At 72.8% G+C, this 25,314-nt stretch carries 22 protein-coding genes; 13 read left to right on the top strand and 9 right to left on the bottom strand.

The window, feature by feature from the left end; all coding sequences use genetic code 11:
* Positions 1-46: 46 nt before the first annotated feature.
* Positions 47-1,159, bottom strand: coding sequence for an SGNH/GDSL hydrolase family protein (locus tag ACFOVU_RS05545; protein ID WP_378530412.1), 1,113 nt, complete (start codon positions 1,157-1,159; stop codon positions 47-49).
* A 304-nt stretch (positions 1,160-1,463) separates the two neighbouring features.
* Between ACFOVU_RS05545 and ACFOVU_RS05550 the strand changes: the two genes are divergently transcribed.
* Together ACFOVU_RS05550 and ACFOVU_RS05555 are read left to right on the top strand one after the other, a co-directional pair.
* Positions 1,464-3,455: an acetoacetate--CoA ligase gene (locus ACFOVU_RS05550; RefSeq protein WP_378530414.1), complete on the top strand. Its 1,992-nt coding sequence runs from the start codon at positions 1,464-1,466 to the stop codon at positions 3,453-3,455.
* Between the two features lie 68 nt (positions 3,456-3,523).
* The gene (locus ACFOVU_RS05555) at positions 3,524-4,807 is read left to right on the top strand and encodes a heparan-alpha-glucosaminide N-acetyltransferase domain-containing protein (protein WP_378530416.1); all 1,284 of its coding nucleotides are present in this window, start codon (positions 3,524-3,526) and stop codon (positions 4,805-4,807) included.
* Positions 4,808-4,839: 32 nt separating this feature from the next.
* Here the strand turns inward: ACFOVU_RS05555 and ACFOVU_RS05560 are convergent, their stop codons facing one another.
* From ACFOVU_RS05560 to ACFOVU_RS05570, 3 genes are all read right to left on the bottom strand, one after another.
* A complete protein-coding gene (locus tag ACFOVU_RS05560) occupies positions 4,840-6,324 on the bottom strand; it encodes a sensor histidine kinase (protein ID WP_378530418.1) in 1,485 nt (494 codons plus the stop codon).
* A 5-nt stretch (positions 6,325-6,329) separates the two neighbouring features.
* Positions 6,330-7,079, bottom strand: coding sequence for a response regulator transcription factor (locus tag ACFOVU_RS05565; protein WP_378530420.1), 750 nt, complete (start codon positions 7,077-7,079; stop codon positions 6,330-6,332).
* A gap of 273 nt (positions 7,080-7,352) precedes the next feature.
* Positions 7,353-8,066, bottom strand: a complete 714-nt coding sequence (locus ACFOVU_RS05570; RefSeq protein WP_378530422.1) for a TetR/AcrR family transcriptional regulator — start codon at positions 8,064-8,066, stop codon at positions 7,353-7,355.
* A 207-nt stretch (positions 8,067-8,273) separates the two neighbouring features.
* On the opposite strand from ACFOVU_RS05570, the gene ACFOVU_RS05575 reads away from it, so the two are divergent.
* From ACFOVU_RS05575 to ACFOVU_RS05610, 8 genes are all read left to right on the top strand, one after another.
* The gene (locus ACFOVU_RS05575; RefSeq protein ID WP_378530424.1) at positions 8,274-9,857 is read left to right on the top strand and encodes an MFS transporter; all 1,584 of its coding nucleotides are present in this window, start codon (positions 8,274-8,276) and stop codon (positions 9,855-9,857) included.
* Between the two features lie 323 nt (positions 9,858-10,180).
* Positions 10,181-11,011 carry an AfsR/SARP family transcriptional regulator gene (locus ACFOVU_RS05580; protein ID WP_378530426.1) on the top strand — a complete coding sequence of 277 codons (831 nt, stop codon included), beginning with the start codon at positions 10,181-10,183 and terminating at the stop codon, positions 11,009-11,011.
* A gap of 174 nt (positions 11,012-11,185) precedes the next feature.
* Positions 11,186-11,542, top strand: coding sequence for a DurN family substrate-assisted peptide maturase (locus ACFOVU_RS05585; RefSeq protein ID WP_378530428.1), 357 nt, complete (start codon positions 11,186-11,188; stop codon positions 11,540-11,542).
* Between the two features lie 31 nt (positions 11,543-11,573).
* Positions 11,574-11,816: a cinnamycin family lantibiotic gene (locus ACFOVU_RS05590; RefSeq protein ID WP_378530430.1), complete on the top strand. Its 243-nt coding sequence runs from the start codon at positions 11,574-11,576 to the stop codon at positions 11,814-11,816.
* 72 nt (positions 11,817-11,888) lie between these two features.
* Positions 11,889-15,110 (top strand): type 2 lanthipeptide synthetase LanM family protein, encoded by a 3,222-nt coding sequence (locus ACFOVU_RS05595; RefSeq protein ID WP_378530432.1) that lies wholly within the window; start codon positions 11,889-11,891, stop codon positions 15,108-15,110.
* Positions 15,111-15,124: 14 nt separating this feature from the next.
* Positions 15,125-16,063, top strand: coding sequence for a Nif11-like leader peptide family natural product precursor (locus ACFOVU_RS05600; RefSeq protein ID WP_378530434.1), 939 nt, complete (start codon positions 15,125-15,127; stop codon positions 16,061-16,063).
* Between the two features lie 56 nt (positions 16,064-16,119).
* Positions 16,120-17,160 (top strand): ABC transporter ATP-binding protein, encoded by a 1,041-nt coding sequence (locus ACFOVU_RS05605; protein ID WP_378530436.1) that lies wholly within the window; start codon positions 16,120-16,122, stop codon positions 17,158-17,160.
* The gene (locus ACFOVU_RS05610) at positions 17,157-18,029 is read left to right on the top strand and encodes an ABC transporter permease (protein WP_378530438.1); all 873 of its coding nucleotides are present in this window, start codon (positions 17,157-17,159) and stop codon (positions 18,027-18,029) included. Before ACFOVU_RS05605 ends, ACFOVU_RS05610 begins: the two co-directional genes overlap by 4 nt.
* A 51-nt stretch (positions 18,030-18,080) precedes the next feature.
* On the opposite strand, the gene ACFOVU_RS05615 is transcribed toward ACFOVU_RS05610, so the two are convergent.
* The 4 genes from ACFOVU_RS05615 to ACFOVU_RS05630 form a co-directional block, all read right to left on the bottom strand.
* Positions 18,081-19,532, bottom strand: coding sequence for a PTS ascorbate transporter subunit IIC (locus tag ACFOVU_RS05615; RefSeq protein ID WP_378530440.1), 1,452 nt, complete (start codon positions 19,530-19,532; stop codon positions 18,081-18,083).
* 22 nt (positions 19,533-19,554) lie between these two features.
* Positions 19,555-19,830 carry a PTS sugar transporter subunit IIB gene (locus tag ACFOVU_RS05620; protein ID WP_378530442.1) on the bottom strand — a complete coding sequence of 92 codons (276 nt, stop codon included), beginning with the start codon at positions 19,828-19,830 and terminating at the stop codon, positions 19,555-19,557.
* Positions 19,827-20,300: a PTS sugar transporter subunit IIA gene (locus tag ACFOVU_RS05625; RefSeq protein ID WP_378530444.1), complete on the bottom strand. Its 474-nt coding sequence runs from the start codon at positions 20,298-20,300 to the stop codon at positions 19,827-19,829. The genes ACFOVU_RS05620 and ACFOVU_RS05625 overlap by 4 nt, the downstream gene beginning before the upstream one ends.
* Positions 20,301-20,509: 209 nt before the next feature.
* Positions 20,510-21,190: a hypothetical protein gene (locus ACFOVU_RS05630; protein ID WP_378531186.1), complete on the bottom strand. Its 681-nt coding sequence runs from the start codon at positions 21,188-21,190 to the stop codon at positions 20,510-20,512.
* A 204-nt stretch (positions 21,191-21,394) separates the two neighbouring features.
* Here ACFOVU_RS05630 and deoC point away from each other — a divergent pair, with 204 nt between their 5' ends.
* From deoC to ACFOVU_RS05645, 3 genes are read left to right on the top strand one after another with little or no spacing between them, the layout of a single operon-like run.
* On the top strand, positions 21,395-22,339 hold the full coding sequence (deoC, locus tag ACFOVU_RS05635) for a deoxyribose-phosphate aldolase (RefSeq protein ID WP_378530446.1): 945 nt from the start codon (positions 21,395-21,397) through the stop codon (positions 22,337-22,339).
* Positions 22,340-22,350: 11 nt separating this feature from the next.
* Positions 22,351-23,790 carry an aldehyde dehydrogenase family protein gene (locus ACFOVU_RS05640; protein WP_378530448.1) on the top strand — a complete coding sequence of 480 codons (1,440 nt, stop codon included), beginning with the start codon at positions 22,351-22,353 and terminating at the stop codon, positions 23,788-23,790.
* Positions 23,783-24,703: an aldehyde dehydrogenase family protein gene (locus ACFOVU_RS05645; protein ID WP_378530450.1), complete on the top strand. Its 921-nt coding sequence runs from the start codon at positions 23,783-23,785 to the stop codon at positions 24,701-24,703. The genes ACFOVU_RS05640 and ACFOVU_RS05645 overlap by 8 nt, the downstream gene beginning before the upstream one ends.
* Here the strand turns inward: ACFOVU_RS05645 and ACFOVU_RS05650 are convergent.
* A complete protein-coding gene (locus ACFOVU_RS05650) occupies positions 24,690-25,250 on the bottom strand; it encodes a GrpB family protein (RefSeq protein ID WP_378530452.1) in 561 nt (186 codons plus the stop codon). The two genes, ACFOVU_RS05645 and ACFOVU_RS05650, sit on opposite strands and share 14 nt — an antisense overlap.
* Positions 25,251-25,314 lie beyond the last annotated feature (64 nt).

The raw sequence follows: 25,314 nt of genomic DNA on the forward strand, positions 1-25,314 counted from the left end.
GCCTCCCGCCGCCCGGGGCGCTTCCGTTTCCCCCGGTCCGGCGGCGTCAGTCGGCCTCGGCGGCGAGGACGTCGGGGCTCGCGTTGTCGACGGTGGAGCGGGTGGCGTAGAGCGGGCGGCCGGGCCCGGCGTCGATCTGCGCCCGGACGCGCTCCGCGAGCGCGTCCTGCCCCGCAGAGGTGGGGTGGAAGGTGCTCCGGTCGATCGAGATCCCGCTGGTGAGGTCGCGCAGCAGGACGCCGTTGAGCCAGGCCTCGTCGGTGCCGACCTCGTGCCCGTTGAGCGCGGTGAACACGTCGACGTACTCGACGCTGCCCACCTGCCCCTCGTCGCCGATCTCGGTGTCGGCCTCGGCGACGGCCTCGGCCACCTGCCCGTTGAACCGTTCCAGGGTGTCGTTGAGCCACTCCTGGTCGTTGGCGTTGAGCGTGTAGTACATGCCGTCGGGATCGGACGGGAACAGCCGCGGGTAGCCCACCACCAGCATGCGGGCATCGGGGGCGCGCTCGCGGATCTCGTCGACGAGGTCGGCGAAGGTGGCCTCGAACAGCCGCATGCGGCGCTCGATGTCGGACTCCTGGTCCTTGCACGCGGTGGTGTCGACCAGGGGCAGCCGCACCATGCAGGTGCGCAGCACCGAGGTGAAGCCGAGGTCGTTGCCGCCGATACCGATGGTGACCAGCGAGGTGTGCGCGGTCACCCGGTCGATCTGGGAGTCGGTGGAGCCCAGTTCGTCGAGCATGGCGTGGCCCCGCTGGCTGCTGCACGCGTAGAACCCCAGCCGGCCCGCGAAGTCGTAGGCCGCGGCGACCGTCTCGGGGTAGGCGTTGGCCGACCGCCAGCACCCGCCGGTGACCGCGGTCTCGGCGACGTAGTCGTCGGCGCCGTCGCCCGAAGAGTAGGAGTCGCCCAGCGCGGCGTAGTGGCCCCAGGTGGCGGCGGCTTCGGGGTCGAGCCGCAGCCGCCAGTCGGGTTCCCCGGGCCGCGGGGCCCCCGGGCCGGGGGAGCCGGGGCAGCCGGTGCCCGTGGTCCGGCACCAGGCGTCGAGCACCCCGCCGCGCGTGGCGGGCACGGCGAGAACGACGGCGCAGACCACGGCGAGCACGATGGCGGCGGCGCCCAGCAGCTGTGTCCGCCTGCTGACATCCGGTCTGCGCACGGTCCCGTCCGCCTCTCGCTCTCGGGCGTCGCCGCCCTGGCGGGCCTTCCCCAGCTCGCAGATTACCCGCAGGGGCTCCGGAACCGGCCGATCGCGGGCGACACGCTCAGGGCCGGGCCCGGCCACCCGGACGCAGGTTGAGGGAGAGGGCATCGCCACTCCCCCGCAGGCTGAGCGGGCAACAGGTCCACCCCCGGCCGAGCCGCCGCCGGGACGCGTGTTGTTAGATGATTGTCGTCACACCCGCACCGGCACGGCGTCCATCCGCGTGTGCGCGCAGTGCCGGAGAACAGGAGGCGCGAGAATGTCGGAGCGGACACAGCCACCGGTGCTCTGGGAACCCGGCGCCGAGCGGCGGGAGCGCGCCGGGGTCACCGCGTTCGCGCGGTGGGCGGGCGAGCACAAGGGTGCGCCCGCGGCGGCCGCCGACGACTACCACGCGCTGTGGCGCTGGTCGGTGACCGACCTCGACGCCTTCTGGTCGGGTATCTGGGACTACTACGGGGTGCGCTCCGACACCCCCTACGAGACCGTGCTCGCCGATGACTCGATGCCGGGGGCGCGCTGGTTCCCGGGCGCGACCGTGAACTACGCGCGGCACCTCTTCGCCGGCAAGGACGACGACACCGTCGCCATCCGGCACGCCTCCGAGCTGCGCGTCCTGGGTGAGTGGACCTGGGGCGAGCTGCGCCGCCGCACCGCCGCCATCGCCACCGGCCTGCGCCACCTGGGCGTGGGCCCCGGCGACCGGGTGGTGGGCTACCTGCCCAACGTCGCCGAGACCGTCGCGGCCTTCCTGGCCTGCGCGTCGATCGGCGCGGTGTGGTCCTCGTGCTCGCCCGACTTCGGGGTGCGCAGCGTCATCGACCGCTTCTCCCAGATCGAGCCGAAGGTGCTGCTCGCCGTCGACGGCTACCGCTACGGCGGCAAGGACTTCGACCGAACGGGCGTGATCGTCCGGCTCCGCGAGGAGCTGCCCACGCTGGAGCACACCGTCGTGCTGCCCTACCTCGGCGCGGCCGGCCCGGTCGAGGGCGCACTGTCCTGGGAGGAGTTCGAAGCGGCCGGCGAGGGCACCGAACTCGCCTTCGCACCGCTGCCCTTCGACCACCCGCTGTGGGTGCTCTACTCCTCCGGGACGACCGGCCTGCCCAAGGCGATCGTGCACGGCCACGGCGGGATTCTGCTGGAGCAGCTGAAGAACCTGAACCTGCACCTGGACGCCCAGAGCGACGACCGGGTGTTCTGGTTCACCACCACCGGCTGGATGATGTGGAACTTCCTGGTCAGCGTGTTGCTGACCGACGCCTCCATCGTCCTGTTCGACGGCAACCCCGGCCACCCCGACCTCGGGACGCTGTGGGACCTCGCCGAGCGCGCCGGGGTGACCGTCTTCGGCACCAGCGCCGGGTATCTGACGTCCTGCATGAAGGAGGACGTGCACCCCGCCCAGGGCCGGGACCTGTCGCGGCTGCACGCCATCGGCTCCACCGGCTCCCCCCTCAGCCCCGAGGGCTTCGAGTGGTGCTACCGGGAGTTCGGCGACCGCCTGTGGCTGTTCTCCACCAGCGGGGGCACCGACATCTGCTCCTGCCTGGTCGGCGGCGTGCCCACGCTCCCGGTCCACGAGGGCGAGATCCAGGCACCCTGCCTGGGCATGGCGGTCGCCGCCTGGGACCCCGACGGCAACGAGGTCGTCGGAGAGGTCGGCGAACTCGTGGTCACCCGGCCCGCGCCGTCCATGCCGCTGCGCTTCTGGGGCGACCCGGGCGGTGAGCGGCTGCGCGACAGCTACTTCTCCGTGTACCCGGGCGTGTGGCGCCACGGCGACTGGATCGAGATCACCGAGCGCGGCACCGCGATCATCTACGGGCGCTCCGACTCCACCATCAACCGCGGCGGGGTGCGCATGGGCACCAGCGAGATCTACCGCGCCGTGTTCGCGCTGGACGAGGTCGTCGACGCGCTGGTCGTGGACGTCCCCCAGCCTGAGGGCGGCTCCCGTATCGAGCTGTTCGTAGTGGTGCGCGACGGCGCCGCCCTGGACGACGACCTGACCCGGCGGCTGGCCCGCCGCATCCGCGAGGACTGCTCCCCGCGGCACGTTCCCGACGCCGTGCGCGCCATCGCCGAGGTGCCGCGCACCCTCTCCGGCAAGGTCCTGGAGGTGCCGGTCAAGCGGATCCTGATGGGCGAGGAGCCCTCCCGCGTCGCGAGCCGCGACTCGCTGGCCAACCCGGGCGCCCTGGACTACTTCAGCCGGCTCGCCGCCGAACAGGGGCGATCCGCCGGCTGAGCAGGCGGCCTGTCGTCGGGACGAACGACAGGGGACAAACCATCTCAACACCACCTAGTGTGGGCGGCGTGGATCAGCAGACCCCTGATACCCCCGCCGCTGTGACCGCCGACCCCCGGCCCGCCCGCCTCGCCGGGGTCGACGTCGCCCGCGCCCTCGCCCTGTTCGGCATGTTCACCGCCCACCTGGGCGTGGGCGCGATCGGCGTGTTCGGCCTGTTCGGCGACGACGCCGCCGAGGCGTTCTACCAGCTGACCCGGGGCCGCTCCTCGGCGCTGTTCGCGTTCCTCGCGGGCGTCGCGCTGGCGCTGACCACCGGGCGGTCCGTGCCCCTCACGGGCACCCCGCTCCAGCGCGCCCGCGTGCGCATCCTGGTGCGCGCGCTGGTGCTGGCCCTGCTCGGCGGGGTGCTCGACGCGCTCGACGCCCCGATCGCCATCATCCTCACCTACTACGGCGGCTTCTTCCTGCTCGCGCTGCCGCTGCTCCGGCTGCGCGCGCCCGCGCTCATGGCCACAGCGGCGGCCGTGGGGCTGCTCGGCCCGCAGGTGTCGTTCGTCATCCGCAGCGCCATGGGCGAGAGCGCGCCGTTCCGGCCGACCTCGATCGGCGGGTTCGGCGACTTCTTCCTGACCGGCTACTACCCGGCGCTCACGTTCATGGCGTTCGTCCTCGCCGGGCTCGCCGTGGGCCGCCTCGACCTGCGGTCGGGCCGGGTGCGCGCGCGGCTGGCCGGCGCCGGCGCCCTGCTGGCGGCCGCCGGCTACGGCGGGTCGTGGCTGCTGCTGAACACCTTCGGGGTGCTCGACCTGCTGCTGCTCAGCCAGCCCCAGGTCGTCCCCGCCGGCACCGACCCCGGTGCGCTCGACCCCGCGCTGCGCGAATCCCTCCGGCAGTGGATGGCCGAGCAGGTCAACGACCTGCACGGCCAGGTCCCCGTCGACTCCCCGTGGTGGCTGGCCGTCGCCTCGCCCCACAGCGGGACCACCCTGGAGATCGCCGGGGCCACCGGCTGCGCGCTGCTGGCGCTGGTGGCGTGCCTGGTGCTCGCCGACGCCACCGGGTGGTTGCTCGCCCCGCTGGCCGCCGCCGGCTCGATGTCGCTCACCGTCTACTGCGGCCACATCGTGGTGATCGCCGTGCTCGGTATGTCGTTCACCGACATCGCCCCGTTCCGGCTGGAGGCGTTCGTCCTCGGTGCGGTCGTCTTCGCCTCCCTGTGGCGCCCGGTGTTCGGCCGGGGGCCCCTGGAATGGGCGCTGGGCGCGGTGTCCGGGCTGGCGGCGTCGGCAGTGCCCGACCTGCCCGAGGACGGCAGGGACGGCCCGCCCCGGAATCTCACGCACTTCTGACCGGGCGGGGTGGCCCCGCTGGGGCGCCGTCCTCACCCCAGCGGGAGCACTACTGTAAACGTCGTTCCCTGATTCCCCGCATCGGCACCGCCGAGCACGACGCGTCCGTCGTGCGCGGTGACGATCGCCGCCACGATGGCCAGGCCGAGCCCGGCCCCGCCGCGGTCGCGGGAGCGGTCGCCCCCGGGCCGGTAGAAGCGGTCGAAGACGTGGGGCGCGTCGTCCGGCGCGATCCCGGGGCCGTCGTCTCGGACGCGCACGACCGCGGTCGAGGCCACCCCGGCGGGCAGCGCACCCACGCCGACCGCGCCCTCCGCGAGCGGGGCCGGGACCGTGCCATGGCCGACCTCCACCCGCACGGGGGTGCCCTCGGGGGTGTGGGTGAGGGCGTTGCCGATGAGGTTGACCAGCACCTGGCGCAGCCGCCGCTCGTCGCCGACCACGCGCACCGGCTCCGGGGCGTCGAGCGAGATGGGGGCGCCCGGGGCGCGCGCCCGTGCGTCGCCCACCGCGTCCCGGGCGAGGGCGGCGAGGTCGACGTCGTCGGGCTCCAGGGGCGGCCGCTCGTCGAAGCGGGCCAGCACCAGCAGGTCGTCGACGAGGCCGCCCATGCGGCCCGCTTCCGACTCGATCCGTTCCATCCAGTGGTCGATCTCGGGCCCGCCCTGGACCCGGCCCTGGTCCCGGCTCTGCCGGTACAGCTCGGCGAAGCCGCGGATGGAGGAGAGCGGGGTCCGCAGCTCGTGGGAGGCGTCGGCGACGAACCGGCGCATCTGCTCGGCGGTGCGGGCGCGCTCGGACAGGGAGTCGGCCAGCGTGCCGAGCATGGTGTTGAGGGCGCGGCCCAGCCGCCCGGTCTCGGTCCCGGGGTCGTCGTAGGGGACCCGCTCGTCGAGCCGTCCGGCGGCGATGGCCTGGGCGGTGCCCTCGATGCGGGTCAGCGGGCGCAGCTGGAGCCGGACGATGGTCACCGCGCCGACGCCCAGCACCACCAGCAGGACCGCCCCGATGCCGGCCTCGATGGCGATCAGCCGGTTCAGCGTGCGCTCGGTCTCGGCCAGCGAATCGGCCACCATGCGCGTGGATCCGTCGGAGGCGCGCACGGTGAGCACCCGCCAGTCGGCTCCGCCGTCGGTGCCCGGCAGGGTGAAGGGGGTTCCGGCGCGGCCGGCCAGTTCGGCGGCGCTCAGCCCCGAGATGTCGGGGCGGTCGGCGTCGTCGGTGGTCTGCCCGACGGACCAGGCGACCCGGCCTGCGGGGCTGATCTCCAGCACGCGCAGGTCGGTGGGGAGCGGCGGCGGCGAGATCGGGATGTCGGGCAGGTCCCCCGGTGCGGGGCCGGCGGCGGTGGCGCGTGCGAGGCCGCCGAGCCGGTGGTCGACGTCGGCCATGAGAGAGCGCTCCAGCAGCGCCACGCCCGTGACGCCGAAGGCGGTCAGGCACGCCGCGGTCAGGCAGAGCACGGTCAGGACGAGCCGGCCGCGCAGCCCGCGCGGCCCGAGGCGGAGCGCGCCCACTCCGGTCAGCCCCGCGTCCCCGGCGCGGGCAGCCGCAGTGAGTAGCCGATGCCCCAGACGGTCTGGATGAGGGGGGTGCCCGCGGTGTCGATCTTGCGCCGCAGGTAGCTGATGTAGGACTCCACCACGCGGCCGTCGCCGCCGTCGACCCCCCACACGCGTTGCAGGATCTGCGCCTTGCTGACGACCTTGCCCGCGTTGATCATCAGGTAGCGCAGCAGGTCGAACTCGGTGGGGGAGAGCCTGATGACCCTGCCCGCGCGCCGCACCTCGTGGCGGTCCTCGTCCAGTTCCAGGTCGGCGTAGCGGTGGCGGCCGTCCTCGCCGTCGTCGGGGCGGCCGGTGCCGGTCCGGCGCAGGATCGCGTGGATCCGCAGGACGACCTCCTGGAGGCTGAACGGCTTGGCGACGTAGTCGTCGGCTCCGGCGCGCAGGCCGGTGAGCCGGTCCTCGACGGAGTTGCGGGCGGTCAGGAACAGCACCGGCAGGCGGGGGGCGACCGTGCGCAGCTCGCGCGCGACCGCGAAGCCGTCGCGGCCGGGCAGGGAGACATCGAGTACGGCGATGTCGGGCACGGCCGCGTGCACGGCGGCCAGCGCGGAGTCGGCGTCGGCCGCGCCCCGGGCCGCGAACCCGCTGAGCGTGAGCGAGGCGGTCAGCAGCTCCAGGATGTTGGGTTCGTCGTCGACGATGAGCACGTCCGCCGCTGCGCGCTCGGATACGGCGGTGGCGGTGGTGGTGGCGCTGTGGGACACGGGGAACCTCGTAGGGCGGAAGGCCGGTGGTGGTGTGGACCCTACGCTCCGCCGCTAAGAGTTCGGTAAGAGCAACGTTGTGCGACCGTGTGTCGCGCGCGCCGGCCGGGTGGCCGGACGTGTCCTGGTTCACACCCTGGCTTCGACGTGCGGGCCGTCCGTGAAGAGGCCGGCGTATCCGCCCTGACCTGCGATGACGCCGTGATGAACGGCGCGGAAAACCACTGGCGGCGGGTCGGCGCCGGGTGCGAGCATGGGCGGGCGCGGCCCGGGTCAGGCCGGCGTCCCTGGGCCGTCCGCCGGTGGTGCCGGGCCGAGCGGCCGCGGCGAAGCGCAGGCCTCTGCCGGGCGGACTGTGTCCCACGGCTCGGTCAGCGCGGGAATGAGCTGTACGAGGCAGTGGTTGACCGATGCGATGAGGGCGTCGACCCCGCCGTCGCCGGAGCGGCAGCAGCGGATGATGCCCACGTGCACGGCCGAGCCGAACGCCGCGGCGACCAGTTCCGGACGCGGGTCATCGGCGGTGTCGGTGCCGGTGCGGTGGGCGATCAGCGAGGCGAGGAGGTTCAGGTTCACGGCGGAGCGCTGGAGGTGCGCGGCGAGCAGCTTCGGTGATTCGTCGGCGAGGCGCATGATCCGCAGGTGGGCGTTGAGCGACTGGGGGTCGAGCTCGGACCAGGTGGCGGTGAGGGCGGCGAGCAGCGAGTCCACGGGGTGTTCGGCCGTGGGCCGGTCCGCGAGCTTGAGCCGGAACGTCTCCTCGGTCTCATCCTGGACGTCCAGGATGATGTCCTCCTTGGTGGGGAAGTAGCGGAACAGGGTCCGCTGTGACACATCGGCGGCCGCGGCGATCTCCTCGGTGGTCGTGGCGCCGAACCCCTGCTCGGCGAACAGCCGCAGGGCCGCGTCGACCAGCGCCTCGCGGGTGCGGGCCTTCTTGAGCTCGCGCAGTCCGCCGTCGGTGGCCTCCATGGTGATCACGCTCACTTCAGAGGGGTGTGGGCGGAATTGTCGCTGGAATTGTCGTCACCCTCGTCGATGCTGGTCATCGCACCCCCACTCGTTCGTGTTTCCGGGATGATACCCATCCATGACAAAACTAGTCAGTCATTGCCACTTGTCAGTGGCTGACATAATCTGTTTCGGGCGGTGCCGAGCCGGCGCGCCCGCCGTGCACGCCGACCAGGGGGACCCATGACCGATACCGTCACGGCCGCGCCAGAGGCGCCGCCGAAGGCACGATTCCGCGGCGGGCCGTGGGGCACGCTCGTGGCCATCGCCTTCGGCGTGATGATGGTCGCGCTCGACGGCACGATCGTGGCCGTGGCCAACCCGGCCATCGGCGCCGACCTCAACGCATCGCTCGCCGAGCTCCAGTGGGTCACCCACGGCTACCTGCTCGGCCTCGCGGTGTTCCTGATCACTGCCGGCAAGCTCGGCGACCGCTTCGGCCACCGCAACGTCTACATGATCGGCGTCGTGGGGTTCACCGTCACCTCTGTGGCGATCGCCCTGTCGGGCACCGTGGCCGTCCTGGTCGGCCTGCGCATCCTCCAGGGGGTGTTCGGCGCCACCATCACCCCCGCCGCCATGGGCCTGCTGCGCTCCAACTTCCCGCCGCACATGCTCGGCCGCGCCTTCGGCGTGTTCGGCAGCCTGCTGGGCGCCGCCATGGCCGCCGGGCCCATCGTGGGCGGGGTCCTGGTCTCGGCGTTCGGCTGGCACTCCGCATTCCTGATCAACCTGCCCGTCGGGATCGTCGCGCTGGCCACCGCCATGTGGCTGATCGGCGCCAACCGCCCCACCGACCCCGACTCCAGATTCGACCTGCCCGGCGTGCTGCTCCTCAGCGCCGCCATCTTCGCCCTCGTCTGGGCGCTGGTCGAGGGGCCGGTCGTGGGCTGGGCGCACGCCGAGACCCTCGGGGTGCTGGGTGCGGCGCTGGTCATCGGGGTCGCGTTCGTGCTCTGGGAGCTGCGGGCGGCCCACCCGCTGCTGCCCATGGGCATCTTCCGGCTGCCCACCATCTCCATCGGCACGGTGCTCATGCTCCTGACCGCGCTCGGGCTGATGGGGTCGCTGTTCTTCGTGACCTTCTACCTCCAGGGCGTCCGCGGGCTGACCCCCATGCAGACCGGCGTCCAGCTGCTGCCGCTGACCCTGATGATCGGCCTCTTCGGCACCCCCGCCGGGCGGATCATGGACCGCTTCGGCACCCGCGTGCCCACCGTGGCCGGCCTCGTCTTCGCCGCCGTGGCCCTGTTCATGCTGTCGCGGCTGGACTTCGGCACCGGGGTCGTCTTCACCTCGGTGGCGTTCCTGCTGCTCGGCCTGGGGCTGAGCCTGGTGATGACCGGGGCGACCGCCGCCATCCTCACCAGCGCGCCGGTCTCCCTGGCCGGCGTCGCGGCGGGGATGCAGCAGGCCGCCATGCAGCTCGGCGGCTCGATCGGTACCGCGGTCCTGGGCGCGATGCTGTCGCTGACCATCGTCGGCACGCTGCCCGGCCACTTCACCGACCAGGGGCTGGCGGAGCCGGGCGCCGACGATGTCGCCTCGATGCAGAGCGCGGTCTCGCAGGGCGGGGCGGTCGTCCCCGAGTCCGCGACCGCCGAGGTCGCCGAGGCCATCACCCGGGCCAGCCACCTCGCCTTCGTCGACGGCATCCACCTCGCGTTCGGGATCGCCGCGGCGGTCATGGCGGCCGCGGCCGTCCTGGCCTGCTTCATGAAGCCGGCCGCCCGCGACGGGTCGGCGGAGCCGGTGGTGCACATCTGATCCACGGGGCGCAACCGCCCTCTCGTCGCTCCACCCGAGCACGCGGCCGTGGCCCGGCGCCGGAATTCCGGCGCCGGGCCACGGCCGTTTCCGATTGGTCGTGGATCGCCCCATGTGGCCGACGGTGGGGAATATGAGGGGCGCCGTCCTTTTATCGAAAAACGGGATGGCTGTGAATTCAAAAATGTGCGCGGCGCCTACGGGCTAAAATTCACCTGCGGCTCCTGGTGTGCGGGGTATCGCCGAGACCGAAAGTCGATTGTGGTCACGTTCTTTGCGGGTTCGTTGCGGTGCGCCCGCGTCACGGGGATGGAGAAACGGTATTGGCTCAAGGTGTGGTCTTCCGTGTCCTGGGTCCGCTGGAGGTCGTCTGCGGTGCGCGGGCGGTCCGCATCCCGGCGGGCAAGCAGCGGACGCTGCTGGCCTCGCTGCTGCTGAGCCCCAATGAAGTCGTCCCGATGGCGGACCTGGTCGGCCTGTTGTGGGACGACGCCCTCCCCGACAGCCCGCGGGCCGCGCTGCACACCTGCCTGACCCGGCTGCGCACGACCCTGGGTCGCCACGAGCAAGGCCTCTCCGGGTTGATCCACAGCTCCGCGGCCGGGTACGCGATCGACGCCGATGCCGGCAGCCTCGACCTGCTGCGCTTCCGCGCCCACATCGCGTCGTCGCACGCCGCCGCGGCGGCATGCGACGACAGCGCCGAAGCCGCCGCGCTGGTCGAGGCGCTGTCGCTGTGGCGCGGCCCCGTGCTGCCCGACGTGCGCTCGGTGTCGCTGCACCGCGATGTGGTCCCGCGGATCACCGAGGAGTGGCTGCGCGCGCGTGAACGCTGCCACGAGCTCGACCTCGCGCGTGGGCGCCACGACGAACTGGTGGGGGAGCTGCGGGTGCTGATCCGCCGCTACCCCTTCCACGAGCGCTTCTGGCACCAGCTCATCCTCTCGCTGTACCGCTGCGGGCGCCGGGTGGAGGCGCTGGAGGCGTTCCGCGATGTCAGCGGGCGCCTGCGCGACGAGATGGGCATGGACCCCAGCGAGCAGCTCCGGTCGCTGCACATGGCCATCCTGCGCGGCGACCCCGGCCTGATGGGGTCGGGCGGCCTAGTGGCCCACAGAAATGGACGTTTGGGGAAATCCGCGGAAATCGGGTGACGGATATCCCATTGGGATGAACTTCGTCAATTGCGGCGATGTGCAAGCGCTAAGAAAGCCGAGTGAAAGCCGTGCCGAATTATATTTGTCGTGCACGGAGCGGAGTAAACGGCGTAGGGCGAGCCATGACCGGCCTGCGTGCCCGCCGAGACTACCCAGCGAGGAAGGCCGTCGATGAGCGTAAAGCCCCCGACCCTTTATGAGGGCGTCGACACGATCCGCCAGATCCAGGGCCTGATGGTCCTGTGCTCACTGCTGCCGCCCGACGGCAGGCTGCGCGAAGTCCTCCAGCTCGCGCTCGCGCTCAACGAGGAGCACCTGCTCCACCGCGTCGAACCCGTGCCGGACGTGCACCCCCACACCGTCAAGGCGTGGCTCGAATCCCTCTGGTTCCACGGCAGTCCGTCCCCGGCGCTGAAGGAGGTCGCCGACTGGCAGAGCGATAACGACAACATGACCGCCGCACTCGCGGAGCTGAAGACCGTAGAAGAACAGATCGGGATGAAGCTGGTCCCGCACAAGATCCCGTGATCCGTACCGCGTCACCGTTCAGGAGGAACGTATGTCCACCACCATGATTCTGCACCAGGCCGCCGTCGACGACGAGTTCCGCAGCGCCGTGCTGGCCGACCCCGCGGCCTTCGGCGTCGCCGCCACCGACATCCCCGCCGGCGTCGCGCAGCAGGACCAGGAAGCCCTGGACGCCTTCACCGACAGCATCGTCGCCAACGAGGTCTACGCCTGCGGGACCACGTGCAGCTTCGGTCCGGCCACCATCCTCTGCGACGGCTCGACCAAGTCGTAGGAGCCGCACGGCGGCGGGCTGGCTCGCCGTGCCCGCCGCCCCCTTCGCCAACCCGGTAGGAGCCCCTCCAGTATGGGAAACGCCTATCCCGTCGACATCGCGGCGAGCGCCTGCAACCTCGCCGAACGCACGCGGATCGCAGCAGTGCTCGGCGCCCCCCGAACGGCGCAGGGATCGGGCGGCCTCCACCCCGCCGACATCTGGAAGATCGACCGCCTGGCGGGCAAGCTTGCGCTGAAGGCCGCCCGCGGAACGCGGGCGGACGGCCCCGCACCGCCCACCAAGGAGCGGCTCGCGGACGTCCTCACCTCCTACCGGCTGCATGAACTCAACCTCGGCGAGGCCGACGACCGCACGCGTCGGCTGCTCGCCGAGACCCACCGGTCGTGGCTGCCCACCTACCGCTCCGCCCTTGACCGCTTCAGCGACCCGCTCGGCGACACCGACGCCGACTGGCGCGGCGCCGATACGTACTACGGGCGGCTGGCGATCGCCGCCGAGCCGTTCCTGCTCGAACTCGGCCGCCGCCTGCGCGCCGCTCTCGAACGCTCGGCCGTCCCAGGGGGCGCGCTCATCGCCCCCCGGGTGGTCGCCGACTTCCAGCACCACCTGCTCGACCGGTTCGAACTCGCTCTGGCCTGGGCGGTCGAGGCCGACGCCAAGGTCCACTGCGCCCGTACCGGCACGGACCCGGCGACCGCCTCCAGCGACGACTACCTGCGCTACCTCGACCACACCTTCCGAGATCCCGGCGCCTATCACGACTTCTACCGGCGCTTTCCCGTGCTGGGGCGCTGGCTCGCCCAGGTCACCGGGCTCCTGGCCGACTTCGGCGGTGACCTGGTCGGCCACCTCTCCGCCGACTCCGCGGCCATCGCCGACGCCTTCTTCGACCGCGGGATCACCGCCGTGCGGTCGGTGCGGCTGGGCAACTCCGACCACCACGCCGGAGCCCGCAGCGTCGCCTTCATCGACGTCGAGCTCGACGGCGGGGCCACCGGAACCGTCGTCTACAAGCCGCGCTGCATCCGCTCCGAAGCCGGCATGCAGGCCCTGCTGCGCCGGCTCGACCGCGACGGCGTGATCGGGTTCGTCCCGCGTGCGGTCCTGCCCCGCGACGGCTACGGCTACGAGGCCTACATCCCGCCGGGCCGCAACCGGGTCGCGGCCCGCGCCGATGCCGAGCACGTCTACCGCCAGCTCGGCGGCTACCTCGGGATCTTCTACGTGCTGGGCGGCGGCGACCTGCACTTCGAGAACGTCATCGTCGCCGACGGCAACGCCTTCATCTGCGACTGCGAGACCGTCCTCGGCGTGCGCCCGGCCGGTCAGCCCGAGAAGGACGGCTCCCTCCTCGACTCCGTCTTCGGCACCGGGCTGCTGGAGTGGCCCAACTCCGCCTCGCGCAGCGGCGACCCCGCCGTCATGCACATCAGCGGCTCCACCGGCGGCACCTCCTATGAGATCCCCGTCGCGGTGCCCCGCGTCACCGGCGACCGCCTCACCTTCCGCAGCGCGGTCGCCAACGAGACCGGGGTCGAGGTCCGGCCCGACGCCGCCAACCGGGTCTTCCTGGGCGACACCCTCATGGAGCCCGGTGATTTCACCGATGCCATCGCCGACGGCTTCCGCCGGGTCTACGACTGGTTCCGGGCGGACCCCACGTCCAGCGCCGCCTGCGTCACCGACGCCTTCGCCGGCTCCTCGGTGCGCTTCATCAACCACGGCACCCAGGTCTACGCGCAGTCCCTGCTGTCGGCGCGCCACCCCAAGGCCCTCGCTGACCCGCTCGAAGTCGACCTGCTCACCACCGCGGTGGGGGCCCGCCCTCGCGCATGGGACGACGGCGGGGTGCTGATCGAGCGCGAACTCGACTCACTGTGGCGGATGGACATCCCGATCTTCACCGCCGCCGCCGACGGCCGCGGACTCACCCACGACCACCGCACCGCCATCCCCTCCTATCTCGCGCTCTCCCCGATCGACCACATCACGCGGCGCATCGGCCGGCTGTCCGACACCAACCTCGCCCGGCAGCACCACTACATCTCCGCGAGCCTGTCCACAGGCGAGATCGCCACCCCGGAGTTCGCGGCGGCCTGCCTGGACCAGGCGGCGCAAGTGGGCGAGCGCCTCTGCGACATGCTCCGCGACCACTCCGCACCCGCGCCGTGGGCGTCCTTCGACCTGAGCAACGGGCGCCCCGTGCAGACCGACGTCGAAGCCGACCTCTACCACGGCTCGGCCGGCATCGGCCTGTTCCTCGCCTACCTCGACTCCCTGGTGCCGCGGCCCGAATTCCGCTCGGCGGCCGGGCGCGCGCTGGCGCATGCCACCGTGTCTTGCGACCCCGGCCGCATCGGCGCCTTCCAGGACGTCGGCGGGCTGATCTACCTGCTCACCCACCTCTCCCGGCTCTGGAACGATCCCGCGCTGCTGGAGCATGCGGTCCGGCTCGCCCGCGGCCTGGACCACCGGATCGCCGACGACCGCCACCTCGACGTCCTCAACGGCTCCGCCGGCCTGATCCCCGTCCTGCTCGGCCTGGCCGGCGCCACCGACGGCCACGGGCTCGACACCGCGCGCAGGTGCGCCGACCACCTGCTGCGGACCGCCCATCCCGACTCCGACACCCTGAGCTGGCCGCAGGCGACCGGAGGTCCGCACCTCACCGGGTTCACCCACGGAACCTCGGGATTCGGGTGGTCGCTCATCATCCTGGGCGTGCACCTCGGCCGGGCCGACTACATCGACGCCGGACGCCGCGCGTTCGGCTACGAGTCCCGGTCCTTCGACGACACCGAGCGCGACTGGTACGACCTGCGCCCCTCAGGGGGCGGGGTGGCGCGCGGCGGCCGCCACTACGCCAACGCCTGGTGCAACGGAGCGGCCGGGATCGGGCTGGGCCGCATCGCCGCGTGGTCCGCGCTCGGCCGCGACGACGACACCCTCATGCACGATGCCCGCCTGGCGCTGGCCGCCACCATGCGCAACTTCCCGCGGCTGCGCAACGACACCCTGTGCCACGGCCGGGCCGGCAACGCCGAACTGCTCCTGCGCTTCGCCCTGCTCAACGACGAGCCCGCCTTCCGCATGGAGGCCAACGTCCAGGTGCAGACCCAGTGGCGCAACCTCGACCAGAGCCGGAGCGGAGCCACCGGCGGCGACTTCTTCCCCGGGCTGCTCCTCGGGATCTCCGGCATGGGCATGCACCTCCTGCGCCTGGCCCGGCCCGAACGGGTGCCTTCCGTCCTGCTGCTCGACCCTCCACCGACCGCAACCGACCAGAGGTAGGTGCAACCCCGCACATGTCGATCGAGTCCTGCACGGAATTCCTGCACACCGCGTACACGTCGCCGGACCTCATGCGCGCGCTCCGCGCCATGACCGGCCCCCAGGAGATCATCGCCCTGGGCGCGCGGCACGGCTACGATTTCCGGCTCGCCGACCTCGCCGCGGCGTCGTCCACGGTCTCACCCGGCTCCGCCGCATCGGGGAACGGCGCGCCGGGATCCGCGCTCTCGGCGGTCCCCGCGGCGGCCGAGGAGTCCCGCCCCCGGCCCGGTGAAAGCGGCTTCTACCACCACGAGTACGCCATCGCCGACATCCCCGGGTTCGACGCCGTGCTCCGCGAACTCCCGCGGCTCAAGATCAAGCCCGATTCCGTCGACCTCGCCCGCTTCGCCGAGAGCTTCCGCAAGGAGGACCTCCGCTCCACCGGCCTCTCGCCGGAGAGCGAGGAGTTCCGCCGCTGGCAGGACGATGTCGAGCGGGAAGACGGCGGCGGCGGCCTCCACCGGCGCAGCTTCCATCTCGTCAACCTCGACGAGCACGTCGACCACCCCGGCTACGCCGACTACCTCGACGCCAAGGGCGCCACCATCGCCGCCCTGGAGGACGCCTTCGGCACCGAGATCCGGTTCTCCGGCTCGATGTGGTACCCGCCCTCCAGCTACCGGTTGTGGCACACCAACGAGACCCAGCCCGGCTGGCGGATGTACATCGTCGACGTCGACGCCCCCTTCGACGACCCCGGCCACACCACCTTCTTCCGGTACATGAACCCCGCGACCGGCGAGATCGTCACCCTGGGGGAGCGCCCGCGCATCGTCCGGTTCTTCAAGGTGGAGCAGGACCCCCGGCACCTCTTCTGGCACTGCATCGTCAACCCCACCGAGCGCGACCGCTGGAGCTTCGGCTTCGCGGTGCCCGAGGACTGGCCGGAACGGCTTGGCCTGGCGACCTGAGCCGGGCAGGACCGTCGCCGCCCACGCGGCGGCGCGACGCCTTTGGAGGCAAGCACATGTTCAGAGATACCTGTCGCCGTCCGCGGGCGGCCCTGCCCGCACAGGCGGCCCCTCCTCCGGGCCCCGGCATCCCGGCGATCCGGGCCATCGGCCTGCGCAAGGGCTACCCGGGGATCGAGGCGGTGCGCGGCATCGACCTCACCGTGGGCCAGGGGGAGCTGTTCGGCTTCCTGGGGCCCAACGGCTGCGGGAAGACCACCACCATCGCCATGCTGTGCACGCTGGCCCGCCCCAGCGAGGGCCTCATCGAGATCGCCGGGTACGACACCATGGCCGATCCCGGAGCGGTCCGGCGCCAGCTCGGGCTGGTCTTCCAGGAGAGCACGCTCGACGGCGACCTCACCGCGCGTGAGAACCTGCGCTTCCACGCCGACCTCTACGGGCTGCCGCGGGCCATGGTGCCGGCGCGGATCGCGGAGATGCTCGACCTCGCCGGGCTCACCGATCGGCGCGACAGCCTGGTGCGCACGTTCTCCGGCGGCATGCGCCGCCGCCTGGAGATCGCCCGGGGGCTGCTGCACCGGCCACGGGTGCTCTTCCTCGACGAACCCACCCTGGGACTCGACCCCGAGGCGCGGGCGCGGGTGTGGGGGCACCTGCACGAGGTCCGCGAGCGTGAGACCCTCACGGTCTTTCTGACCACGCACTATCTCGACGAAGCCGAGCAGTGCGACCGCATCGCCATCGTCTCCGAGGGGCGCGTCGTCGCCCAGGGGACCCCCGGGGAGCTGAAGTCGGTCATCGGCGCCGACCGGGTGGTGCTGCGGACCGGCGACGACCCCGCAGCAGCGCGCGACCTGCGCGAACGGTTCGGGCTCGACCCCGTCGGGGGCCCCGACGGCGTCACGGTCACCGCCGAGGACGGCGCCCGGCTCGCCCCCCGCCTGTGCGCGGGGCTCGATGTCCCCGTCTATGCGGTGACCGTGATCCGGCCCAGCCTCGACGACGTCTTCCTGCACCACACAGGCCACCGCATCCGCGACGACCCCGCGCCGGGGCCACCGGCGCTCACCGCCCCGACGGGAGGACGCGGGTGACCCGCACCTGGAACGCGCCGGCCGCGGTCATCCCGGGGATCCTCGGCGGCCTGGCCGGCGAGGCGCGCGCCGGGCGCATGGTCTGGCGGCGCGAGATGCTGCACTTCGTGCGCGACCCGGTGCGCGCTATCGTCTCGCTGCTTCAGCCCTTGGCGTTCCTGTTCATCCTGGGCGTGGGGCTGTCGCGACTCTACTCCCAGGCGGGGGCCGGCTCCGGTCAAGGCGAGGGCTACCTCGCGTTCCTGTTCCCGGGCGTGCTGCTGATGGCCGCGCAGACGCCGGCGGTCTCCGTGGGGGCGTCGATCGTCTGGGACCGGCAGAGCGGATTCATGCGCGAGATGCTGGTGGCGCCGGTCCGCCGCTCGACCCTGCTCTTCGGCAAGTGCCTGGGCGGTGCCACCGTCGCCACCTGCACCGGCACCGCGGTGCTGGCGTGCGCCGGGCTGGTGGGCGTCCCGTACCGGTTCGGCCTGTCGGTGGTGCTCCTCGCCGAACTTGGCGTCGCATCGCTGGCCATGACCGCGTTGACCGCACTCATGGCGGTGACCATCCGCCGCGTCCAGACGTTCAACACGGTGCTCAGTGTCGTCCTGGCCCCGCTGCTGTTCCTGTCGGGGGCGTTCTTTCCCGTGAGCGCGATGCCCGCGTGGATGGCGCCCATCGCCCTGGCCAACCCGCTGACCTATGCCGTCGACGCCATGCGCCGCACCATCGCCGCCCGGATCCCCGATCCCCCGGGCGGGCCGCTGTCCGAGCCGGTCGCTTGGGGGGTCCACCACCCTCCGGTCGCGCTCGAACTGGGCCTGGTCGTGGCGTTCAGCGCGGTGGTCCTGGCGCTGGCCGCCCGCCGGTTCGCCCGGCCCGACTGAACGCGTCGCGCGCGGGCGGACCGCCGCCTGCGCCGGTGTGCCCGATGCGCCTCAGCGCTCGCTCGGGGTGCGCCGGGCGCCCGGCTCCCAGCCGGTCTCGACCAGCCGTTTCTGCACGACGATCGCGGCCACCAGCAGCACAGCCGCCACGACCAGCGCCAGCACCACCCCGACCGCGTCACCGCCGCGGAAGGCGTAGCCGATCGCGATCCCGAACCAGCCGAAGTCCGCGTCGCCGAACGTGGTGTTGGCCGTCCCGAAGCTGCCCAGCACACCGAGCAGGAACGCCGGCAGCAGCGTGATGAGTACCCCGTTGGCGAACGCGCCGAGCACCGCGCCGCGGCGACCGCCGGTGGCGTTGCCGTAGACCCCGGCCGCGCCCCCGGTGAAGAAGTGCGGGACCAGCCCGGGGAGGATGAGCGCGAGCCCGAGCACCGGGTTGAGCCACGCCGCCATGACCGCCAGCGTCGCCAGCCCGCCCAGGAAGCTCGACACGAACCCGATCAGCACGGCGTTCTGCGCGAACGGGAACACGATCGGGGCGTCCAGGGCCGGCACCGCACCGGGCACGACCCGCTCGGCGATCCCTTGGAAGGCGGGGACGAGCTCGCCCAGGATGGTCCGCACCCCGTAGAGGATCACCGCGACCCCGATCCCGAACTGGAGGCCCTGCATCGCCGACTGCATGAGGAAGTGCCCGATGGTGGGCGCCACGCCGTCGGCGGGCGGGAACATCCCCAGCGCCGCCCCGGTGCCCTCGCGCGCCCAGAACAGCAGCGCCACCGCCAGGTAGATCAGCACCATCGATAGTGCCGTGGCCACCATCGAGTCGCGCAGGAAGCGCAGGCCCTCGGGCAGCTTCATGTCCTCGGTGCTGCGGCTGCCGCGCCCGACGAGCTGGCCGGTGGCGCCCGCGGCGATGTAGCCCAGCGTCCCGAAGTGGCCGATCGCGATCTTGCCGTCGCCGCCGACCCGGCGGGTCCACGGCTGGGCCAGCGCCGGCAGCGACACCATCACCACCGCGAGCAGCACGGCGCCCAGCGCCACGGTGACCCCGGTGGGCAGGCCGCTCGCGGCCAGGATCATGGTCAGCAGGGTGGCCATGAACAGGGTGTGGTGGCCGGTGAGGAACACGTAGCGCAAGGGGGTGAAGCGGGCCAGCACCAGGCTCAGCGCGAACCCGCTGATCATGATCCAGGCCACCTGCGCGCCGAACCGCTCCTGGGCGATGGCGACGATCGCCTCGTTGGTGGGCACGACCCCCTGTGCCCCGGCGGCGCCCTGGATCATGGTGCCGAGCGGGTCCAGCGCGGCCACCACCAGCGATGCGCCCGCCCCGATCAGCAGGAAGCCCAGGACGGCCTTGATGCCGCCGCCCACGATCTGGCCGACGGACCTGCGCAGGGCGATCAGCCCGGCCGCGGTGATGAGGCCGACCATGTAGGCCGGGACGCTCAGCACCTCGTTGACGAGGAAGCGCGCGACGGCGACGATCCACTCCAATGTGGGCGCTCCTGTGCCGTGTCTAGCCGGGGAATGCGGCGCTGAGCTTGGCGCGGATCTCGTCGGCGTCGATGAAGTTGTCGATCACCAGAATGGGGATCCCGAGGTCGCCGATCTCGTCGGCGAGTTCACCGGAGGTCAGCACGATGTCGGCGGTCGCCGCGGCGCCGCGCGCGGTGCCGATGTCGGCGACCTCCACGTCGGCGTCGAGCCCCAGCTCCCGGACCGCGCGCTCGGCGTTGCTCTTCAACAGGATGCTGGTGCCGATGCCCATGCCGCACACGGCCAGGATCTTCATTCGGGGCCACTCGTCTCGTACTCGGTGATGATGGCGTGGATCCGCGCCGCGCTGGGGGCGTCCTTGAGGGACGCCAGCCGGTCGGTGTCGGCCAGCATCCGGGCCAGCCGCGACAGCGCCGCCGAATGGCCGTCGTGGTCGACCGCCGCCAGCCCGATCACCAGGTACACGGGGTCGTTGTGGGGGTGGCCGAACTCCACCGGCGTGGCCAGCCCCGCCCAGGACAGCCCGGTGCGCAGGACGGCGTCGGAGGGGCGGGCGTGGGCGAGCGCGAGCCCGGGGGCGATGACGATGTAGGGGCCGTACTCGTCGACGGCCTCCTGCATCTGGCGGACGTAGTCCTGCGTGCCCACACCGGTGGCGACCAGGAGTTCGCCGGCGGCGCGGATGGCCGCCCGCCAGTCGGACACGTGGATGCCGGTGACGATGGCCTCGACCGGCAGCAGGCTCGACAGCGACGGCTCTCCCATTGGCCTCCTCCTGGTCGTGAGGCGGTGCGCCACGTTCCCCACGTTAGGCCGTGTTCGCACGAATGTAACGTAAGGCGCTCTGCGGTGTCGTAGAGGCAAGTGTCCGGATTCGCCGCACAATCGATACGGGGGACGGAATGGGTGGTGATACCCGCCCGGCTTGCGGGGGCTGAGGCAAGGCGCCGCCGTGGTGGAGCGCCTCCTCCGGCTCACTCTCTGCGGGTGATGCGCTCCGCGGTGCGGTCGCGGTGGGCCAGGCCGTCGCTCGTGGTGCGCGACTGGACGCGCATGAGTCTGCGGGCGTCGTCGGCCGCCCGGCGGGCGGCCTCGGGGCCGGCGGGATGGCCGCGGTCGTCGGGGTCGTCCTGGGGCAGGCCGAGATCGGAGGGCAGCCCGATCCGGCCCACGATGCGCAGCTGCGCGGTCTCCTGGGACGCCGAGGGGCGGATATCGCCGGTGGCCGACTTCCAGTTGCGCAGCCGGTGCTGGAGCCATTCGATCCCGGCGTAGCCGTCGCCGCGCGGCCAAGGCGTGCCGTCGTGCCGGTGGCCCAGCGCGTGCAGGAGGTCGGCGATGGACCAGCCGGCCGAGAAGAACCGGGCGGCCTCGTCGCGCAGCGCGGGGAAGTCCACCCCGCGCAGCGAGGGGTCGCGGTGGCGCAGCAGCTCGCAGGCGCGGTGCACGTCGCTGCGGGTGTGCACGGGCTGGGCGAGGGGGTCGGGGTCGGTGCCCTGGAGGAGGGCGTCCTCGACGGTCAGGACGACGTCGCCGCCGCCGCGGTTCTCCCAGATGCCCACACGGTCGCGCGGCCACCCCTGTGACTCGGCCAGCGCCGCGGCGAGCCGCCGCAGGTCGAGGCCGTCGTCGGAGCTGATCCGGATCTCGGCCACGGTGCCGCCTCCCTCGTGCCGGCGATCGGGGCGCATGCGTCCCCGCTCTCCATCATGCACGATCCAGACCTGCCGACGGCCAGGGCCGAATCCGGGTAGAACACCACATATTCCGTGGTGTGCGCGTGGCACTATGGTGGCCGTGATCATCGGCACCGGGCCACCGGCGCCGCGGCCTCCGACTTCGACGAGGGTGGTCCGTCCGTGCCCCATTCCGCACCAGCGCCCGACCCGGCGGCGTCCAACGCCTCATGGCGGGCGTTCCTGCACGGGCTCCCCGGTGTCGACGAGGTCGGAGCCCGTGCCCGCGCCGCCGACCTCGCGACCCGGTCGATCAAGACCACGGCGAAGGCGCACGCCATCGACCTGGCCATCCGGATGGTCGACCTCACCACCCTCGAAGGCGCCGACACCCCGGGCAAGGTGCGGGCGCTGTGCGCCAAGGCCGCCCACCCCGACCCCGCCGACCCGACGGCGCCGCGGGTGGCCGCGGTCTGCGTCTACTCCGACCTGGTCGCGGCCGCGGTCGAGGCGCTCGAGGGCACCGGGGTGGGGGTCGCGTCGGTGGCCACCGCCTTCCCGGCCGGCCGGGCGCCCCTGGAGGCCAAGCTCGCCGACACCCGCCGCGCCGTGGCCGACGGCGCCGCGGAGATCGACATGGTCATCGACCGGGGCGCGTTCCTCTCGGGCGACTACCGCAAGGTCCACGACGAGATCACCGCGGTCAAGGAGGCGTGCGGGCCGGCCCACCTCAAGGTCATCCTGGAGACCGGGGAGCTCGCCACCTACGACAACGTCCGCCGCGCCTCCTGGCTGGCGATCCGCGCGGGCGCGGACTTCATCAAGACCTCCACCGGAAAGGTCGCCCCCGCCGCCACGCTCCCGGTCACCATGGTCATGCTGGAGGCGGTCCGCGACCACCACGCCGCCACCGGCCGCCGCGTCGGGGTCAAGCCCGCCGGGGGCATCCGCACCACCAAGGACGCCGTCCGCAACCTGGTGCTGGTCAACGAGGTCGCCGGCCCGGCCTGGCTCGACCCGGGCCTGTTCCGCCTGGGGGCGTCCAGCCTGCTCAACGACCTGCTGATGCAGCGGACCAAGCTGGGCACCGGCGCCTACCCCGGCCCCGACTACTTCACGCTGGACTGAGAGGCCGAGCAGTGGACGAGCAGACCTTCGCGTACGCGCCCGCGCCCGAATCGCGGTCGGTGGTGTCGCTGCGCGCCAGCTACGAGCCGTTCATCGACGGCGCGTTCGCCCCGGCCGCCACCGGCGAGTACATCACCACGGTCAACCCGGCCGACGAGGAGCCGCTGGCCCAGGTGGCGGTCGCCGGCGACGCCGACATCGACCGCGCCGTCGCCGCGGCCCGCCGCGCCTTCGACACCGTGTGGGGCCCCATGAGCGGGGCCGAGCGGGGCAAGTACCTGTTCCGCATCGCCCGGATCATCCAGGAGCGCTCCCGCGAGCTGGCGGTGCTGGAGAGCCTCGACAACGGCAAGCCCATCAAGGAGACCCGCGACGTCGACCTGCCGCTGGTCGCCGCGCACTTCTTCTACCACGCGGGCTGGGCCGACAAGCTCGGCCACGCGGGGCTGGGCCCCGACCCGCGCCCGATCGGCGTGGCCGCCCAGGTCATCCCGTGGAACTTCCCGCTGCTGATGCTGGCCTGGAAGATCGCCCCGGCGCTGGCCACCGGCAACACGGTGGTCCTCAAGCCGGCCGAGACCACCCCGCTGTCCGCGCTGGTGTTCGCCGAGATCTGCCAGGAGGCGGACCTCCCGCCGGGCGTGGTCAACATCGTCACCGGCGCCGGCGCCACCGGCCGCGCCCTGGTCGCCCACCCGGGCACCGACAAGGTCGCCTTCACCGGATCCACCGAGGTGGGGCGCGAGATCGCGCGCGCGGTCGCGGGCACCGGCAAGCGGGTCGGCCTGGAACTGGGCGGCAAGGGCGCCAACATCGTCTACGACGACGCCGCCCTGGACCAGGCCGTCGAGGGGATCGTCACCGGCATCTTCTTCAACCAGGGCCACGTCTGCTGCGCCGGGTCGCGGCTGCTGGTGCAGGAGTCCGTCGCCGACGAGGTGCTGGCCCGGCTGCGCGTGCGCATCGAGCGGCTGCGCCTGGGCGACCCGCTCGACAAGAACACCGACATCGGGGCGATCAACTCCGCCGCCCAGCTCGGCCGGATCCGCGAACTCGCGCAGGCCGGGAGCGACGAGGGGGCCGAGAGCTGGTCGCCGGCCTGCGCGCTGCCCGAACGGGGCTACTGGTTCCCGCCCACGGTGTTCACCGGCGTCAGCCAGGCCCACCGCATCGCCCGCGAGGAGATCTTCGGGCCGGTGCTGTCCGTGCTCACCTTCCGCACCCCCGACGAGGCCGTCGCCAAGGCCAACAACACCCCCTACGGCCTGTCGGCGGGGGTGTGGACCGAGAAGGGGTCGCGGATGCTGTGGACCGCCGAGCGCCTGCGCGCCGGGGTGGTGTGGTCCAACACGTTCAACAAGTTCGACCCGGCCAGCCCTTTCGGCGGCTACAAGGAGTCCGGCTACGGCCGGGAGGGCGGACGCCACGGACTGGAGGCATACCTTGGCTGAACCGGCCGAGCACGACGCCGCGACCCGTTCCGGCGGCGCCGCGCCGCACGCGGCGGAGCGCCTGGCGGTCCGCAAGACCTACAAGCTCTACCTGGGCGGGGCGTTCCCCCGCTCGGAGTCGGGGAGGTCCTACGCCGTGACCTCGCACCAGGGCGGCCACCTGGCCAACGCCGCACTCGCCTCCCGCAAGGACGCGCGCGACGCCGTCGCCGCCGCCCGCAAGGCGTTCGCCGGGTGGTCGGGGCGGACCGCCTACAACCGCGGGCAGATCCTCTACCGGGTCGCGGAGATGATGGAGGGCCGGCGCGCCCAGTTCGCCGCCGAACTCGCCGACGCCCAGGGGCTCGCGCCGGGCGACGCCGAGGAGGCGGTGTCGGCCACGATCGACCGGTGGGTCTACTACGCGGGGTGGACGGACAAGTTCGCCCAGGTCATCGGCGGAACGAACCCGGTGTCGGGCCCGTACTACAACCACTCCGCCCCCGAGCCCACCGGCGTCGTCGCGGTCCTGGCGCCGCCGGAGTCGCCCCTGCTGGGCCTTGTGTCGGTCATCGCCCCGGTGATCGCCACCGGCAACACGGCGGTCGTCGTCGCGGCCGAGGACGCGCCGCTGCCGGCGGTCACCCTGGCCGAGGCGCTGGCGACATCGGACCTGCCGGGCGGCGTGGTCAACGTGCTCACCGGGCGCGTCGCGGAACTCGCCCCGCCGCTGGCGGCGCACGGCGACGTCAACGCGCTCGACCTCGCCGGCGCGGGCGGGCTCGCCGCGGAGCTGGAGCGCACCGCCGCCACCACGCTCAAGCGGGTCCTGCGCCCCCGGCCGGGCACCGACTGGCAGCAGGCCGACCCCGGCATCGAGCGGCTGTCGCGCTTCGTGGAGATCAAGACCGTCTGGCAGCCTATCGGTACCTGAACTCCCCGGACCGGCCCAGCGCCAGGGCGACGAACGCCGACTTGGCGTCGGTGTAGCGCTCGCGGTCGTCGGGGTGCTCGCGCGCCAGGCGCCGCTTCAGCTCGGTGTAGGCGCGGCGCAGGCCGGGGTCGGCGCGCAGCGCGTCGCGGAACGCCAGCTGGTCGGCCCAGCGCGGGTGGCCCTGTTCGAGGATGTGCAGGTGGGCGCGGCGCCGCAGCCCCGACTCGTCCGGTTTGACGTAGAAGCGCCGCCAGGGCCGGCCGTCGAGCGGCGGCGGAACGTGGTGCCAGCCGTCGGCCGCGCGCCGGTCGCCCGCCTCGCGGGCCGCTTCGTCGATGCCGGTGACCGCCGCCATGAGGTCGATGACCGGCTTGGCGGCCAGGCCCGGTACGGCGGTGGAGCCGATGTGCTCGACCCCGCCGGCCAGCCATGGCGCGAGCAGGTGCGCCAGCCGTTCGGCTTCGAGGCGGGCGGCCCCCGCCCACCGCGGATCGGGCGTCGACAGTTCGACCCGCTCATACGCCCACGCGGGCACCGGTTCGGCCATGCCGCCAGCCTAGATGCAACCGCCCGCTCACTCTGCGGCGCGCCCCGGAAGCGGTGCCTCATCG

It is taken from the genome of Nocardiopsis sediminis, from assembly GCF_042650565.1.
Lineage (GTDB): Bacteria > Actinomycetota > Actinomycetes > Streptosporangiales > Streptosporangiaceae > Nocardiopsis_B > Nocardiopsis_B sediminis.